The 15192-nt window shown below is 60.3% G+C and carries 13 protein-coding genes; 8 read left to right on the forward strand and 5 right to left on the reverse strand.

Features of this window, described 5'->3' with window-relative positions; all coding sequences use genetic code 11:
• Positions 1-57: 57 nt before the first annotated feature.
• Complete coding sequence (locus OC445_RS11760) at positions 58-1026, reverse strand: hypothetical protein (protein ID WP_054895757.1); 969 nt, start codon at positions 1024-1026, stop codon at positions 58-60.
• 203 nt (positions 1027-1229) lie between these two features.
• Between OC445_RS11760 and OC445_RS11765 the strand changes: the two genes are divergently transcribed.
• On the forward strand, positions 1230-2726 hold the full coding sequence (locus tag OC445_RS11765) for a helix-turn-helix transcriptional regulator (RefSeq protein WP_034127073.1): 1497 nt from the start codon (positions 1230-1232) through the stop codon (positions 2724-2726).
• A 102-nt stretch (positions 2727-2828) separates the two neighbouring features.
• Positions 2829-3101 (forward strand): DUF1652 domain-containing protein, encoded by a 273-nt coding sequence (locus OC445_RS11770; protein WP_003190355.1) that lies wholly within the window; start codon positions 2829-2831, stop codon positions 3099-3101.
• Here the strand turns inward: OC445_RS11770 and OC445_RS11775 are convergent.
• The 3 genes from OC445_RS11775 to OC445_RS11785 form a co-directional block, all read right to left on the reverse strand.
• Positions 3064-4257 (reverse strand): MFS transporter, encoded by a 1194-nt coding sequence (locus OC445_RS11775; protein WP_034127072.1) that lies wholly within the window; start codon positions 4255-4257, stop codon positions 3064-3066. The genes OC445_RS11770 and OC445_RS11775 overlap by 38 nt on opposite strands.
• A gap of 88 nt (positions 4258-4345) precedes the next feature.
• A complete protein-coding gene (locus OC445_RS11780; RefSeq protein ID WP_054895758.1) occupies positions 4346-4654 on the reverse strand; it encodes an RcnB family protein in 309 nt (102 codons plus the stop codon).
• Positions 4655-4872: 218 nt separating this feature from the next.
• Positions 4873-5364, reverse strand: a complete 492-nt coding sequence (locus tag OC445_RS11785) for an REP-associated tyrosine transposase (protein ID WP_410055954.1) — start codon at positions 5362-5364, stop codon at positions 4873-4875.
• A 167-nt stretch (positions 5365-5531) separates the two neighbouring features.
• Between OC445_RS11785 and OC445_RS11790 the strand changes: the two genes are divergently transcribed.
• From OC445_RS11790 to OC445_RS11805, 4 genes are all read left to right on the forward strand, one after another.
• A complete protein-coding gene (locus OC445_RS11790; protein WP_072448734.1) occupies positions 5532-6089 on the forward strand; it encodes a helix-turn-helix domain-containing protein in 558 nt (185 codons plus the stop codon).
• An 11-nt stretch (positions 6090-6100) separates the two neighbouring features.
• The gene (locus tag OC445_RS11795) at positions 6101-7447 is read left to right on the forward strand and encodes a glutamine synthetase family protein (RefSeq protein WP_054895761.1); all 1347 of its coding nucleotides are present in this window, start codon (positions 6101-6103) and stop codon (positions 7445-7447) included.
• 19 nt (positions 7448-7466) lie between these two features.
• On the forward strand, positions 7467-8567 hold the full coding sequence (locus tag OC445_RS11800) for a DNA alkylation repair protein (protein WP_198791584.1): 1101 nt from the start codon (positions 7467-7469) through the stop codon (positions 8565-8567).
• Positions 8568-8714: 147 nt separating this feature from the next.
• Positions 8715-10574: a DUF3857 domain-containing transglutaminase family protein gene (locus tag OC445_RS11805; RefSeq protein WP_198791583.1), complete on the forward strand. Its 1860-nt coding sequence runs from the start codon at positions 8715-8717 to the stop codon at positions 10572-10574.
• Positions 10575-10706: 132 nt separating this feature from the next.
• Here the strand turns inward: OC445_RS11805 and OC445_RS11810 are convergent, their stop codons facing one another.
• Positions 10707-11600 carry a LysR family transcriptional regulator gene (locus tag OC445_RS11810; protein WP_034127066.1) on the reverse strand — a complete coding sequence of 298 codons (894 nt, stop codon included), beginning with the start codon at positions 11598-11600 and terminating at the stop codon, positions 10707-10709.
• A 128-nt stretch (positions 11601-11728) separates the two neighbouring features.
• Between OC445_RS11810 and OC445_RS11815 the strand changes: the two genes are divergently transcribed.
• The gene (locus tag OC445_RS11815; RefSeq protein ID WP_072448753.1) at positions 11729-13396 is read left to right on the forward strand and encodes a GMC family oxidoreductase; all 1668 of its coding nucleotides are present in this window, start codon (positions 11729-11731) and stop codon (positions 13394-13396) included.
• A 94-nt stretch (positions 13397-13490) separates the two neighbouring features.
• Entirely contained in the window at positions 13491-15113 is a 1623-nt protein-coding gene (locus OC445_RS11820) for an MFS transporter (RefSeq protein WP_054895765.1), read from the forward strand.
• Positions 15114-15192: the final 79 nt, after the last annotated feature.

Consider the following 15192-nt stretch of genomic DNA (forward strand, 5'->3'; position numbering starts at 1 on the left):
GGTAAAATGCCAGCATTTTACCCCTTCACACCGGCGGCGTCCTTGCCGCAGACATCTTTAAGCCAAAGGCACGCGACGGGTAGTCAGCGCGATACGACCAATAAAGAAGCTCAACGCCGCACCCAACAGCAGCATGGCCAAGGTGCTCCAGGCCGCGCGGGACAGTTGCTTGGCAGCGACTTCACCGGCTTCACGGGCTTTCTGTTCAGCCTGCTTTTTCAGCTCATCAACCTTTTGCATGGCTTGCTGATAAGCCTGGGCATAGTTGTCGACGATCTGCGTGGCTTCTTCTTTGCTCTTGCCAGTGCGGGCCGCGACGATGTTGACCAGCGCCTCTTTATCCGCTGCATTCAATGCTGGCTCGCCGGACGCTTTCACACGTTCGAACCATTGCTTGAGCTCATCACCGGCCTGGGCAGGATTGGTCGCTGCATCGGTAGCCGACTGCTTGCCATCGACAGCTGCCTGATCGGCTTTCTGCTCGACATTGGCAGGGTCCAGTTCAGCCTTGCCGCTCTGCTTGAGCAAGGTATCCAGTTGGCCTTGCAGGCTGTTCCAGTCCAACTCGATGCCCTGCTCGTTCAACTGTTGCTTGATGCTATTGCCAATCCCCGGCGCGGCGGCAGCAATGCCACTGCCCGCAGCAGACAGACCTTTACCCACCACGTTGCCGGCCGTACCGACCACGCTGGAAGCCAGGCCCGCCAACAGCCAAGTGGTGAGCAAGGTGGTCAAGGTCCAGGTCAGCACCCCATGCAGGCCGCCACGATCCGGCGCGGTGCGGCCGGCCACGAACGCGCCGAACGCGATGGCGACCAGAGTCGATACAAACAACCAGATACCCGCACCCGTGCCAAAACCGCTCAACGGGTTGCCCGCTTCCATCGGGTCAACGGCACTGGCGCCAATGGCGGTGCCCAACACACTCAAGACCAGGTAGGTGACCAGTGCGATTGCACTACCGGCCAATACCGAGCTCCACGACACTCGAAACAGCGATCGATTGGTTTCATAGACAGTGGTCATACAAAGGTCCTTTTCAAATTGAGGAGCAAGGCAATGTGCCTTGATGGGTGTGAGTGTGGCGAAACGACATACGTTCAGTCCTGGCCCATATGCACCAGGTGGTCTGGTGCATTCGCACTGCCCCGTGGGTAATTACTCTGCACTATCCTGAAGCCAGGATGTCGTAACCCAATGTGCCTTGCCCTGCCCTAATCGGAGACGTTATGACCCAGGATGTTCTCGCCAAAGAAACCAACCGCCGCCAACTGCAAACCATCATCTCCGGGCTGTCCGACGGTGTGATTCTGGCCGAGGTCGACCAGACCATTCTCTGGGCCAATGAAGCGGCGTTGACCATGCATGGGGTCAGCGAGGTCAAGGAACTGGGCGCCAATACCGAGGCGTACGCCAAACGCTTTGCCCTGCGCTATCGCAACAACCATCCCTTGCCACTGGACAGCTACCCCCTCAGCCGCGTGGCTGCCGGCGAAGAGTTCAGCGATGTGGTGGTGGAAGTCACACCCGCCGACGACGAACACCGCAGTTGGGTACATCGCCTGCGCAGCCTGGTGCTGACCGATGCCCAGGGTGAACCTGAGTTGCTGGTACTGATCCTCAGCGACGCCACCGAATGGGCCAGCGCCGAGCAACGCTTTGAGAAAACCTTCAACGCCAACCCGGCGCCCGCGGTGATCTGTCGCCTCAGCGACCTGCGCTACATCAAGGTCAACCAGGGTTTTCTGGAGATGACCGGCTACAACCGCGACCAGGTCATCGGCAAATCTGTGTATGAACTGGATGTGCTGGAACAGGCCGAGCGCAAGGACCTGGCGATCCAGCGCCTGGGCGAAGGCGCGACCATCCCGCAGATGCAGGCCGAACTGAGACTGCCCGAAGGTGGCAGCAAACTGGTGATCGTCGCCGGCCAACCGTTGGACATGAACGAGGAAGACTGCATGCTGTTTTCCTTCACCGACCTGGAGCCTCGGCGCAAAGCCGAGATCGCCCTGCGCCAGAGCGAAGAACGCTTCGCCAAATCCTTCCGCCTGACGCCCGTGCCGACCCTGGTATGCAGTGCCGACAACCGCCAGGTGGTAGACATCAACGAAGCCTTCATGAGCATCACCGGCTACATCAGCGAGGAATTGATCGGCAAATCCATCGAAGACATCAACTTCATCGACAGCCCCCAGGCCGGCGCGCAGTTGTTCGCCACCCTGGAAAAAGCCGGCAACCTTGAAGGCCAGGACCTCAAGGTGCGCAAGAAAGGCAACGAGGTGATCGACTGCGTGGTATCCGCCGACACCGTGATTATCCAGGACGTGCCCTGCTACCTGATGGTGCTGATGAACATCACCGAGCGCAAACGCTCGGAGCTGGAACTGGTGGCGGCCATTGAGGAAGTCATGCAGGACGCGTCCTGGTTCAGCCAGACCCTGATCGAGAAGCTGGCCAACGCCAAGAGCGTCAACAGCCCCAACCTGCCGAATGTTTCCTTCACCGACCTAACCGCCCGCGAGCGCGATGTATTGGGCCTGATCTGCGAGGGCTTGGCGGACAAAGAAATCGCCTCGCGCCTGAAACTGGCGCCCAACACCGTGCGCAACCATGTGGCCACGGTGTATTCCAAGCTGGGGGTGCACAGCCGTAGTGCAGCGATCGTCTGGGCCCGTGAACGCGGGCTGTTTGCCAGCGATTTGCGCCTGAAAAACAAACCCTGACCCTGCAAATGCACTAGTGCGACTAGTGCGAATTCGCCTTATTGAGCGGCGGTGCAAGCAATAACCTTCAAGGGATCGTATTTATGCCTAGAAGGAACCCGCATGTTTACCCTCTCTCAGCTGCGCAACTGCATCGAAGAAGGCCTGTCACCGCTGACGTGCGAATTCACCCTGTGCCGGGACGCGTCCTTGACCCTCAAGGTCTACGATGCCGAGACCGGCCGCGTCGACCTGGTGGTTACCGGCATCAGCACCAACCGCCTGCAGACCCCGCAGGAAGTAGCGAAAATGGTGGATGAGTTGCGCTACGAGCTGCAAAGCAACAACGTCGGCAAGCTCACGCTGGATGATTTGCCTTTATCGCCGCTCCCATGAAATAAAACACCCCGCCGGCAACGATAAACGCCCCCAGCATGTAGAACATGTAATGGGCCGGCAGGCTGGCCAACACCAGCCCACACAGCACCGGCCCCAGCGCCGCACCGAGGTTGGACAGGTTTTGCGCCCCGTAATACATGCCCCGCAGGTGGTCTGGGGCAATTCGGTCGATAAACATGTATTCGGCCGGAAACACGATGATCTCCCCGACGGTGAACACCGCCATCGCCAGCACCCAGCCCACCACGCTGGTGGACAGCCCGAAGCCAATCAACCCCAGCATGAACATGCTCAAGCCAGCGATCAGCCACTGGCTCAGGTAACGGTGCGAGATGCGCCGGCCAATCAAGTACTGCAAGGCAATCACTAGCACGGCGTTGGTGGTCAGCACCGCGCTGATCACCGTGTAGGTGTATTCGGCGGTCGTGGTGGTCACCAGGTATTGCGACAGATAGGCCGTGAACTGGCCGAACACCACCGCGCTGAGTAAACCGCCGAGGGTGAAGCACACCAGGCGACGGTCCTGCAGCAAAACGCGGGCGACGGCAAGGAACGGCAGCGGCTTTTGCGTGGCGTCCACCGTGGCCAAGTTACGGTCACCCCAGCGCCCGTACAGCAGAAAAAACCCCAGCCCCAACAGCGCCGACAGAATAAACGGCAGGCTGATATCCAGCTTGGCCACCATCGCGCCAAAGAACGGCCCCACGGCATAGCCGATATTGGTAAGCGTGTATTTGATGGAAAACACTTCGCTGCGCGCGTCTTCGGGCAGCAGGCTGGCGAAGCCGGCTTTCACCGCAATATCGATGACGGCGTAGGCCAGGTTGATCAGGATCAGGCAGCCATAGAACGACCAGATATTTTGCGCCAGCACCGTGCCGATAAACCCCAGCACAAACACCAGGCTCAAGCCGAGCAACAGGCGATAGCTATTGATGCGGTCGACCAGGAAACCACCGTAGACACTGAGTAGCGAACCGACGATCAGCGAACTGCCGATTACCAGGCCGACCTGGGTAATGTCCAAGGCGAAATGGCTGGTGAGGTAGATCACGAGATAAGGAAAAGTGATGGCCTTGGCCAGCGTAAGCAGCAACGTGGCGCACAGCAACAGGTTCACGGTGCGGGGGTAGTTTCTGATGGTGGCAAGCATCCTGCTCTCGTTCTTCAAAGGTAACGCGACCATTGCGGTCGGTTACCTTAACGCAAGAAACATGAAACGAGCAGATGCCCCGGCGGGATTATTTCTTGACTGGCGTAATCTCGAGGATGGTGCCGTTGGTGGTCTTGAGCAGGACGTACTTGTCGCCTACGCGCGCCCACTGGCTTTCTTCTTCGGGCTGCTTCAGGCCGCGCTTTTTCCAATCGCTGATGGCCGACTCCTTGCGCATCAGGATATCCGGAGCGCGGTCGCCTTCTTTCAAATCACGAGCGTTGATGTTTGAAGGTTGCACGGTTTCCTGAGGGGTATCGCCGGCCTGCACTACAGCGCTGACGGAGGAAAAGCTGGCAGCGACCAGCAGGCAAGCGGCTAAGGTTTTCGACTTCATGGGGTGCTCCTTCAATTAATGGTGCGTACCCAGATTCCGACCGCGGCGGCGCGTAATCATTCAGCCGTATTTCCCTGTGGCCAGAGATTGCTCCCGCCGGGATGCGCAGCGGCCCCAATCCATTCACCGCATGTTTTCAGTGGGTACGCGGTCGGGCTTTTTGGGGCAGCTTCGCGGCCCAGCGGGAGCAAGCTCCCTCGCCACAGGGGGGTACACCGTTATAGCCAGGCGGCGTCCCAGAGCGAGTAGTCGCCAACATGCTCGACCAGTCCGGCTCGCAGTGGGTTGGCGATGATGTAGCGAGCAGCCTTGATAAGGTCTTCATCGGCCCGCACCGCACGATCATGATAGCCGTACTGCCAAAAAGCACCGTGCGTGCGACGGGCTCGGTTGATGGTCAGTGTGCTGCGCGACTTCACCCGTTTCATCACTTCAGGCAGCGTCGCGCCTCGCAATTCAAATAACCAGTGAAGGTGGTCCGGCATAATGACCCAAGCCAGCGAGTTGACCAGTCCAAGGTCATGGGCTCGTTTGAGCTCGGCAACCAATAGCCGCCCCAGGTAAAGATCGGCAAATACCGGGCGACGTTGATAAACCACGGCAGTCACCAAATAAGCTCGACCAGGTTCTGAATAACGGCCACTTCGCAACAAATGAGAGTTGGGCTTGTGAAGCAATCCTTTGCTCCCCTGAATGGTTGAATGGTCCATTCAACCTAGCAGGCACCTGAGATGTCCCTGCCCAATACAGTTTCCCCATATTTCCCAATCCTCTGTGGCGAGGGAGCTTGCTCCCTCGCCACAAGGGTTTGTGCATAGGGTTTGCGAGCGTGAAAATAATCGTGTAATTTTTCATGAAATTATTCGAATTAAATTTCATGACCCCTCAAGAAGAACTCGCCACCCTCGCGGCGCTGATCCACGACCTGCGCAAGCACAAGAAGCTCACCCTGGCCCAACTTGCGCAAAAAATCGAACGGTCGGTGGGGTTTCTGTCCCAGGTCGAACGTGGCCTGTCGCGCCCGACCGTGGCCGATTTAACCGCCATCAGCCACGCCCTCGATGTGCCCACCACCTATTTCTACAGCCTGCCCAAACCCAAGGCGGTGGATTGGGTCACACGCCCCAACGAGCGGCGCACGGTGTATTACGCCAATGGCATCACCGACATCCTGGTGTCGCCGAGCATGAACGGTGCGTTCTCGATGCTTGACAGCCTGTTGGCCCCCGGTGCCAACAGCGGCGAACAGAGCATGAGCGACCGTGCCGAACAGGCCGGATTTGTGCTCGAAGGCGAGTTGACCCTGTGGGTGGATGACGAAGCCGCGCCAGTCACCCTCAGCCCCGGCGACAGTTTCCACCTCGCCAGTTTCGCCCACTGCCGCTACGCCAACCTGACCGACCTGCCCGCCCGCGTCTTGTGGGTTTACAACTAGGAGCTGCACCCGTGAAAAGCCATTCCTCCACGTTGCTGGCCGAAGTACGCAGCTTTCGCCAGAACCACCCCGACGTGCGCTATGTCGACCTGATCGCCCTGGACATTCCCGGGCATTTCTACGGCAAGCGCTACCCCGTGGAGATGCTTGAAAAAGTCGCCGCTGGCAGCCCGCTGAAGCTGCCGCAGAATGCGGTATTGCTGGGGGTCCAGGGGGGGTTGTTCAAGATTGGCGACTACTGCTTCAACGATGGCGACCCGGACGCCAATCGCCGATTGGTGCCCGGCACGCTCAAACCGGTGAACTGGGAGTCGCAGCCATTGGGGCAAATGCTCATCACCTCGGACGGCACCGAAGCGCCCATCGAGTTCGAACCCCGCGAAGTCCTGGCCAAGGTCCTGGAACGCTTGCAGCATCAGGGCATTCATCCCGTGGTGGCGTTTGAGCTGGAGTTCTACCTGTTCGATAAACAGCTGGAAAACGGCCTGCCGCAATTCGCCCGCGACCCGCTCAGTGGGGATGCCGACGACCAGCCCAACCTGCATATCGAACGGCTGTCGCGTTTCAGCGACGTGCTCGACGACATGGCGCAAACCGCCAAGGACCAAGGCATCGACATCACGGTGATCACCGCCGAGATCGGCCCCGGCCAGTTCGAGATCAACTTCGGCCACTGCGATGACGGCCTGCGCGCCGCCGACTGGGCCGCCCTGTTCTGCCGCAGCACCCGTGGCGTTGCGCTCAAGCATGGTTACCGCGCCAGCTTCATGGCCAAACCCTATCTGCAATTTCCCGGCAGCGGCATGCACGTGCATGTCAGCCTTTACGACGCAGCGGGCAATAACTTGCTAGCGGCCCATCAGCAGCAGCCATTGCGCCACGCCGTAGCCGGTTGCCTGGAATTGCTGCCCCACTGCATGCCGATCTTCTCGCCCAACCACAACGCCTTCCGTCGCCTGGGCGGCACGGTCAACGCTGCGACGCGGGCGAGCTGGGGCTTTGAAGACCGCGATGCCTGTGTGCGCATCCCCGAGTCCGACCCGCGCAACCTGCGGATCGAGCACCGCCTGGCCAGCGCCGATGCCAACCCTTACCTGGTGCTGGCGGCAATCCTGGTGGGCCTGGAGCACGGGCTTGAGGCCAAGCGCGAACCCATCGCGCCATTGAACGAAGACCGCAACAGCGGCACCGATTTCCCGGTGGAAATGCTCGACGCCGTGCGTGCCATGCAGCAGCAACCAATACTGCGCGACAAGCTGGGCGCGGAATTTGTCGAAGTGTATTGCGAGAACAAACGCCAGGATCACCTGGCCTTTCAACAAGAGATCCATGCGCGAGAATATCGCTGGTTTCTCTGACCCCACCATGGAAATGCAGATGAGCGACCAAGCCGCCCCGGCCCTCAAGGAAATCTTCAACATCGAACGCCTGCAACACATCGCCACCGAAATGACTGTGGTGTACCCGGCGTTCGACGCCAAGGGTTTTCTCCAGCACGCTTGCGTCGGGCTGGCCGAGTTATCGGTGATGCAACGCATGGCCCGGGTCAGCGAGAGCCTGCACGCGGTGATCCCGCTGGATTATGCGCAAACCCTCAAGCTGCTTTACGCTCTGGCACCGCGCATCAACAGCGGCTTTGTCAGCCTGTTCCTGGCGCATTACGTGGCGAGTTATGGCCTGGGTGATTTCAAACGTTCAATGGCCGCGCTGAAGTTTTTCACCACCTTTGGTTCGGCCGAGTTCGCCATTCGCCACTTCTTACTGCACGACTTCGAGCGCACCTTGGCAGTGATGCAGCAATGGTCGCTGGATGGCAACGAACACGTACGCCGCCTGGCCAGTGAAGGCTCACGCCCTCGCCTGCCTTGGTCGTTTCGCCTCGCCAACGTGCAGGCCAACCCCAAGATATGTGCGTCGATCCTGGATAACCTCAGGGCCGACAGCAGCCTCTATGTGCGCAAGTCGGTGGCCAACCACCTCAATGACATCACCAAGGACCACCCCGACTGGGTGCTCAACGTGATCGAAGGCTGGAACCTGGCCAACGCCCACACCGCCTGGATCGCTCGCCATGCGTTGCGCAGCTTGATCAAGCAAGGCGACACCCGCGCGCTGACGATCATGGGGGCCGGAGCCAAGGCTGAGGTGACGATCCGTGGACTGAGCGTCACCCCCGCCGTGATCCGATTGGGCGAGCGGATCAATCTGTCATTCCAGCTGGAATCCACCGCCAACCACGCGCAAAAACTGGTGGTGGACTACGCCATCGACTACGTAAAAAGCGCTGGCCACAGCGCATCCAAAGTGTTCAAGCTCAAGGCTTTTACCTTGGGCGCCGGCGAACGGCAGACCATCAACCGCGAGCAGCACATCCGCGAATTGACCACGCGCAAGCACTACCCCGGCACGCATCGGATACATGTTTTGATCAACGGTGAACGCCTGGCCAGTGCAGAGTTCGAACTGCTGAAACCTTGACACAAATCAAACAAAAGGCTCTAGCACGGGCCTTTCAGCCCGATAAATTGTCGAACAATCCTGGCCTTTGCCGTTGAGATCCATTATCATCCGGCGCCTTCTCGCTACCCGCCGGGTAGCTGTTTCAATGTGTCACCCGAGGCGCCCATGTACCGTTTTTCGTTTCACCGCCCTTTGATTGCCATCAGCCTGGGGCTGGTTTCCCATTCCGTCAGCGCAGCCCTGCAACCCATAGCCGAAGCCCCGCTGGCCAGTGACACCGAGCTGCACTGCCACTTCAACCGCGACGCCAGCACAGACTGCACCACCACTTACCGCTACACGATCCTCAAGGCCAACGGCCGCGAAATGCTTTCGCGCATCGACTTCGACTACTCCGAAGCCGACACCTTTGAAGTGGTCAGCGCTCAATCCACCCAGCCTGGCGCCAAGCCCGTCGCCCTGGCCGCCACGCAAATCGATACCCGCAGCGCACCCAACCCGGACCAAGGCTTCAGCCGCGACAAGCAAACCTCCCTGGCCTTCCCCAACCTGCGCGTGGGCACGCAGATCCGCTACACGGTACGCCAGCATTACCCGGCCAAACCGCTGATGACCCAGTTCCACTATGTGCTCAAATTCGGGCCCAGCTCAGCCCGCCGCGATCGCTTCAAGGCGCGCTTTACCGCCGAACGGCCGATCCAGTGGCGAAGTGAATTGTTCGACGGTTTCAAGGTAACGCCTTCGAGCAACGGCAAGACCCTGGATGTGGTGCAAAAAGCCCCGACCTACCTCAACTACATCAATGAATCCTCCGCCGCCGCACTACTGCGCGTCCCACGCCTGGAAGTGGGGAGCGCCGTGGACCGCCAGGCGTACTTCGGTGATTTCGCCCAGCGTTACAACCAGATCCTCGGCGCCACCCTGCCGGCGCAAGCCGCCGCCGCCGTGGCCGCCGCACGCAGCCTGGCGCCAGCTGAGCAAGTCGCGGCAATGATGCAGCACATCAATGATCACTACCGCTACCTGGGTGACTGGCGCGCGACCGAGCGCGGCTATGTGCCGTTCAGCCTGGCGGAAATCGAGCAGCACGGCTACGGCGACTGCAAGGACCTGGCGACGCTGCTGACGGCCATGCTCAAAGCCAGTGGCATCAAGGCTGAGACCGCGTGGGTCAGCCGTGGCGACGTGGTCGATGCCCTGCTGATTCCTGGCACCCAGGCGCCGAACCACGCCATCGTGCGTGCCGAAGTGAATGGCCAGGTGTGGTGGCTTGACCCGACCAACCCGGTCTTCGCCCCTGGCCAGACCATGCCCGATATTCAGGACCGCTGGGTGTTGGTCAACGATGCGCAGGGCCAGGTGCGCGAAGAACACATCCCACTGGAGCGCCCCGAAGTCTCGATACGCCTGGACAAACAGGTGCAGTACGGCAAAGAGGGAGATGGCGCGGTCAAGGCGACTATTACCTTCAGCCGCCTGCCGCTGATGCAACTGAGCGTCGCAGACCGCCAGCAAGGCACCACCGCCACCGACCAGAACATCTGCGCCAACTTCGGCAACGATATCAGCGACTGCCAGATCACCCGCGAACCCACCCGCTTTGTGGTACATGACGGCTACAGCGTCACCGCCCGCATGAACGATCAGCGCGCCCTGGAAAAACTGGCCAATGACTATGTCTACACCGACCCGTCCTTGAAAGACCGCTGGGAGGGCTACATCAACTATCGCCGCCAGGGGCAACAGGCCGACCTTTACCTGGGCAATCCTGAAACCTATGACTACACCTACACCCTGGCAGGCGGGAAGATGGAAAAAGCCATCCCCGGCTGCAAGGTACGCTCGCCCTGGTACGACCTCTACCTGGACGGAAAACTGGAGGACGGCTCGCTGCGCTATCACTATCGCCTGAGCCAGAAAAAGCGCTGGCTGACCCATGCCGAAGTCACCAGCGATGCGTTCGGAAAGATGATTGAAGAGGCCCGGGCCTGTGCCGAGCAGGTGCATCAGGTAGTAAAGCTCTAGACTGTCCCTGACACACCACGATCCAAATGTGGGAGCTGGCTTGCCTGCGATGACGGCCAGTCAGCTTGCCCATCGGTGACTGACACACCGCCATCGCAGGCAAGCCAGCTCCCACATTTTAATCCGTGTGTGTCAGCGGGATTCGCCGAGCAACAAGCCCTGCTCCCTTGCGCACAGCTCCACCACATAATCCCACAACACCCGCAACCGCACCGACTTGTGCAGCTCCCGGCGCGAACTGATCCAATAGCTGCGCTGGATACCCTCCGCCGGTAGCAACGGCACCAACTCTCCATCCCCAGCCGCCATGAAACATGGCAACACCGCAATGCCCAACCCCGAACGCGCCGCCTGGTGCTGGGCGATCACGCTGGTGCTGTGGAACACCACCCGGGGGCTACGGCAGAAGCTGTTGAGGAACTTCAATTCCTGGCTGAACAGCAGGTCATCGACATAATCGATCCAGGCATGGGCAGAGAGGTCTTCACGTTTTTCGATGGGCGGGTTACGCGCCAGGTAGGCACGGCTGGCGTACAGCGCCAGACGATAATCGGTGAGTTTGCGCGTCACCAGTTGATCGGCGCTGGGGCGTTCCAAGTGAATGCTGATCTCCGCTTCGCGATTGAGGATGCTGACGAAACGCGGCACCGCGACCAGCTCCACCTCCAAACCTGGATAGCGTTCAAACAACCCGCCCATGCGTGCGGCCAGAAACATCACGCCCAGCCCTTCGGCTACACCAAGGCGAATCTTGCCCAGGGGCGCCGCAGAGTGGGTGAGCTCGTCTTCGGCCAGCAGTGCCACGTTTTCCATAGCTTCGGCATGTTTGAGCAATGCTTCGCCGGCAGGCGTCAGTTCATAGCCCTGGGCGTGCTGCACGAACAGCGCCGTGCCGAGGCTTTTCTCGATGGCGTCGATGTGCCGCGCCACGGTGGCATGCGTGGTTTTCAGGCGTTGGGCGGCGGTGAGCAGGCGGCCACTGCGCTGCAACTCGAGAAAAAACCGCAGGTCATTCCAGTCGAACATATCGCCTCCAGAGCCTGGGCCCGCCGGCGTTGTTTAAAAACGCACAGCGGGTGGGTAAAAACTAACATTTTTAAGACGAAAACTAACAACTAGGATGGGCCCAATAAGAAAAACAAGCGAGACCCCAGATGCCCAATGCAACTGCTGAATACGATTACATCGTCGTCGGCGCCGGCCCTGCCGGATGCCTGCTGGCCAATCGTCTGTCCGTCAACCCGGCTCACCGTGTCCTGCTGCTGGAAGCCGGTGGCCGCGACAACTACCCCTGGATCCATATCCCCGTCGGCTATCTGTTCTGCATCGGCAACCCACGCACCGACTGGTGCTTCAAGACCCAACCTCAAGCCGGCCTGCAGGGGCGCGCCTTGAGTTACCCACGGGGCAAAGTGCTGGGCGGCTGCTCGTCCATCAACGGCATGATCTACATGCGTGGCCAGGCCCAGGACTACGATGGCTGGGCGGCGGCGGGCAACGCGGGCTGGGCTTGGAAAGACGTACTGCCGCTGTTCAAACAGAGCGAAAACCATTTTGCCGGCGGCTCTGAATTCCACAACGAGGGCGGTGAGTGGCGCGTCGAGCAACAGCGCCTGTCGTGGCCGATCCTCGATGCGTTTCGTGAAGCGGCTGCCCAAAGCGGCATCGCCAATATCAATGACTTCAACCAGGGCGACAACGAGGGCTGCGGTTACTTCCAGGTCAACCAGAAAGCCGGTGTGCGCTGGAATGCGGCCAAGGCGTTCCTCAAGCCGATCCGCCAGCGCCCCAACCTCACCGTGCTGACTGAGGTAGAGGTTGAGCGTGTGCTACTGGAAAACGGTCGTGCCTCGCAGGTACTGGGACGCCAACACGGCCAGGCACTGAGCTGGAAGGCGCGCAAAGAGATCGTACTGTGCGCCGGCTCGGTGGGTTCGCCGGGCATTCTGCAACGCTCAGGGATCGGCCCTTCCCATGTGCTCAAGCCGCTGGGTATCAACGTGGTGCACGAGCTGCCAGGCGTTGGCGGCAACCTGCAAGATCACCTGCAACTGCGCCTGATCTACAAGCTGGAAAATGCCCGCACCCTGAACCAGATCGCCGGCACATTGTGGGGCAAGATGGGCATGGGCCTGCGCTACCTGTACGACCGCAGCGGCCCGCTGTCGATGGCGCCCAGCCAGCTTGGCGCGTTTGCCCGCTCCGGCCCGGAGCAGACCTCGGCCAACCTGCAATACCATGTGCAGCCACTGTCCCTGGAACGCTTTGGCGAACCGTTGCACGGCTTCCCGGCGTTTACCGCATCGGTCTGCGACCTGCGCCCGCAAAGTCGCGGCCGGGTGGATATCCGTTCGACCAACCCGGCGGATGCGCCGCTGATACAGCCTAATTACCTCAGCCACCCCGAAGACTTGCGCGTGGCCGCCGACGCTATTCGCCTGACCCGGCGCATCGTCGCCGCTCCGGCCCTGAGCCAGTTCAAACCGGTGGAATACCTGCCCGGCGAAGCCCTGCAAACTGAAGAACAACTGCACGAGGCCGCTGCACGGATCGGTACCACGATTTTCCATCCGGTGGGCACCTGCCGCATGGGCGATGACAAAGACGCCGTGGTCGACAGCCAGCTGCGCGTACACGGCATTCCCGGCCTGCGCATTGCGGATGCGTCGATCATGCCGCGCATCACCTCCGGCAATACCTGCTCACCCACGCTGATGATCGCGGAGAAGGCCGCGCAGCTGATCCTGTCCCCAAACACTGTAGGAGCGAGCTTGCTCGCGAAAAACCCAACGGCACCGCGCACTACAAGGCACCCCGCGTAATCATTAACGATATTGAAGACGTTGAAAAAATAGCGGCGCCGAGGTCAGCGCCGACAGTGGAACAACAATAAATAATCACTGTGAGGGACACCCGATGTCAGAACATGCTCAACCCCTGGGCTCGGCGGCCAGTGCAAGTACCGCCAACGAATCAAGAAAGGTCATCTTCGCCTCCTCTTTGGGGACGGTGTTCGAGTGGTATGACTTTTTCCTCTACGGCGCCCTGGCGGCGGTGATCAGCAAGCAGTTCTTTGCCGGGGTCAACGACACCACGGCGTTTATCTTTGCCTTGATGGCCTTTGCCGCAGGCTTTGTAGTGCGGCCATTCGGTGCGCTGGTGTTCGGCCGCCTGGGCGATATGATCGGGCGTAAATACACCTTCCTCGTGACCATCATCCTGATGGGCGTGGCAACCTTCTGCGTCGGGTTGCTGCCGACCTACGCCAGCATCGGCATTGCTGCGCCGATCATCCTCATTGTGCTGCGCATGCTGCAGGGCCTGGCGCTGGGCGGTGAGTACGGTGGCGCCGCCACCTACGTGGCCGAGCATGCGCCACCGGGCAAGCGCGGCCTGCACACCAGCTGGATTCAATCCACCGCCACCCTCGGCCTGCTGCTGTCGCTGCTGGTGGTGCTGGCCTGCCGTTACTTCACCGGCGATCAGTTCGAAGTGTGGGGCTGGCGCATTCCGTTCTTGTTTTCCATCGTGCTGCTGGGCATCTCGACCTGGATCCGCATGAGCCTGCACGAATCGCCCGCTTTCTTGAAGATGAAAGAGGAAGGCAAGGCCTGCAAGGCGCCGATTCGCGAGTCCTTCGGCAAATGGGAAAACCTCAAGGTGGTGCTGATCGCGCTGTTCAGTATCAACGGCGGGCAGGCGGTGACCTTCTACGCGGCGCAGTTTTATGTGCTGTTCTTCCTCACCCAATTCCTGCGCATGGACCCGGCCCTGGCCAATATGCTGTTGATCATCAGCGTGGTAATTGGCGCGCCGTTCTTTATCCTGTTTGGCTGGCTGTCGGACAAGGTCGGGCGCAAGCCAGTGCTGATGCTCGGCCTGCTGCTGGCGACCGCCCTGTACTTCCCGATCTTCAAGGGCCTGGCGCACTACACCAACCCGGCAATGGACCAGGCCAGCCGACAGGCGCCGATCACCGTACTGGCCGACCCGGCCACCTGCACCTTCCAGTTCGACCCGGTGGGCAAGGCCCGTTTTGACAGCCCGTGCGACAAGGTCAAGACCTTCCTGGTCAAACAGGGTCTGCCCTACAGCAGCGCCGCCGCCCCTGCGGGCAGCCCGGTGCAAGTGAGCGTGGGCGATGTGCGTATCGACGGCTTTGATGAAGCGGCCCTGCGTGGCGCCGTGGCCCTGGCCGGTTACCCGTCTTCGGCAGATGTGGCCCAAGTCAACAAGCTGATGGTGGTGGTGCTGATCGTGGTGCTGATCTTCATCGCTGCTATGTGCTACGGGCCGTTGGCAGCGCTGATGGTTGAGCTGTTTCCGACGCGCATCCGCTACACCTCGATGTCCCTGCCCTACCACATCGGTAACGGCTGGTTTGGCGGGTTTCTGCCGACGGTGTCGTTTGCCTTGGTGGTGTACACCGGCGATATCTTCTATGGGTTGTGGTACCCGGTGGTGGTGACGGGCGTGAGCCTGATCGTCGGGTTGTTCTGCCTCAAGGAAACCCGGCACGTGGATATCGAAAACAACTGATACCTCTGCCCTGTAGGAGCGAGCTTGCTCGCGAAGAACCTGAGAGCAACGCGGGGCACCAGGCGCCCCGCGTCATCGT

It is taken from the genome of Pseudomonas sp. Pse35 (genome assembly GCF_024519715.1).
Taxonomy (GTDB): domain Bacteria; phylum Pseudomonadota; class Gammaproteobacteria; order Pseudomonadales; family Pseudomonadaceae; genus Aquipseudomonas; species Aquipseudomonas paracarnis.

Coding starts and splice junctions, on each gene's coding strand:
- OC445_RS11760 (WP_054895757.1), bottom strand. CDS start 1,026: ATGACCACTGTCTATGAAACCAATCGATCGCTGTTTCGAGTGTCGTGG.
- OC445_RS11765 (WP_034127073.1), top strand. CDS start 1,230: ATGACCCAGGATGTTCTCGCCAAAGAAACCAACCGCCGCCAACTGCAA.
- OC445_RS11770 (WP_003190355.1), top strand. CDS start 2,829: ATGTTTACCCTCTCTCAGCTGCGCAACTGCATCGAAGAAGGCCTGTCA.
- OC445_RS11775 (WP_034127072.1), bottom strand. CDS start 4,257: ATGCTTGCCACCATCAGAAACTACCCCCGCACCGTGAACCTGTTGCTG.
- OC445_RS11780 (WP_054895758.1), bottom strand. CDS start 4,654: ATGAAGTCGAAAACCTTAGCCGCTTGCCTGCTGGTCGCTGCCAGCTTT.
- OC445_RS11785 (WP_410055954.1), bottom strand. CDS start 5,364: ATGGACCATTCAACCATTCAGGGGAGCAAAGGATTGCTTCACAAGCCC.
- OC445_RS11790 (WP_072448734.1), top strand. CDS start 5,532: ATGACCCCTCAAGAAGAACTCGCCACCCTCGCGGCGCTGATCCACGAC.
- OC445_RS11800 (WP_198791584.1), top strand. CDS start 7,467: ATGAGCGACCAAGCCGCCCCGGCCCTCAAGGAAATCTTCAACATCGAA.
- OC445_RS11805 (WP_198791583.1), top strand. CDS start 8,715: ATGTACCGTTTTTCGTTTCACCGCCCTTTGATTGCCATCAGCCTGGGG.
- OC445_RS11810 (WP_034127066.1), bottom strand. CDS start 11,600: ATGTTCGACTGGAATGACCTGCGGTTTTTTCTCGAGTTGCAGCGCAGT.
- OC445_RS11815 (WP_072448753.1), top strand. CDS start 11,729: ATGCCCAATGCAACTGCTGAATACGATTACATCGTCGTCGGCGCCGGC.
- OC445_RS11820 (WP_054895765.1), top strand. CDS start 13,491: ATGTCAGAACATGCTCAACCCCTGGGCTCGGCGGCCAGTGCAAGTACC.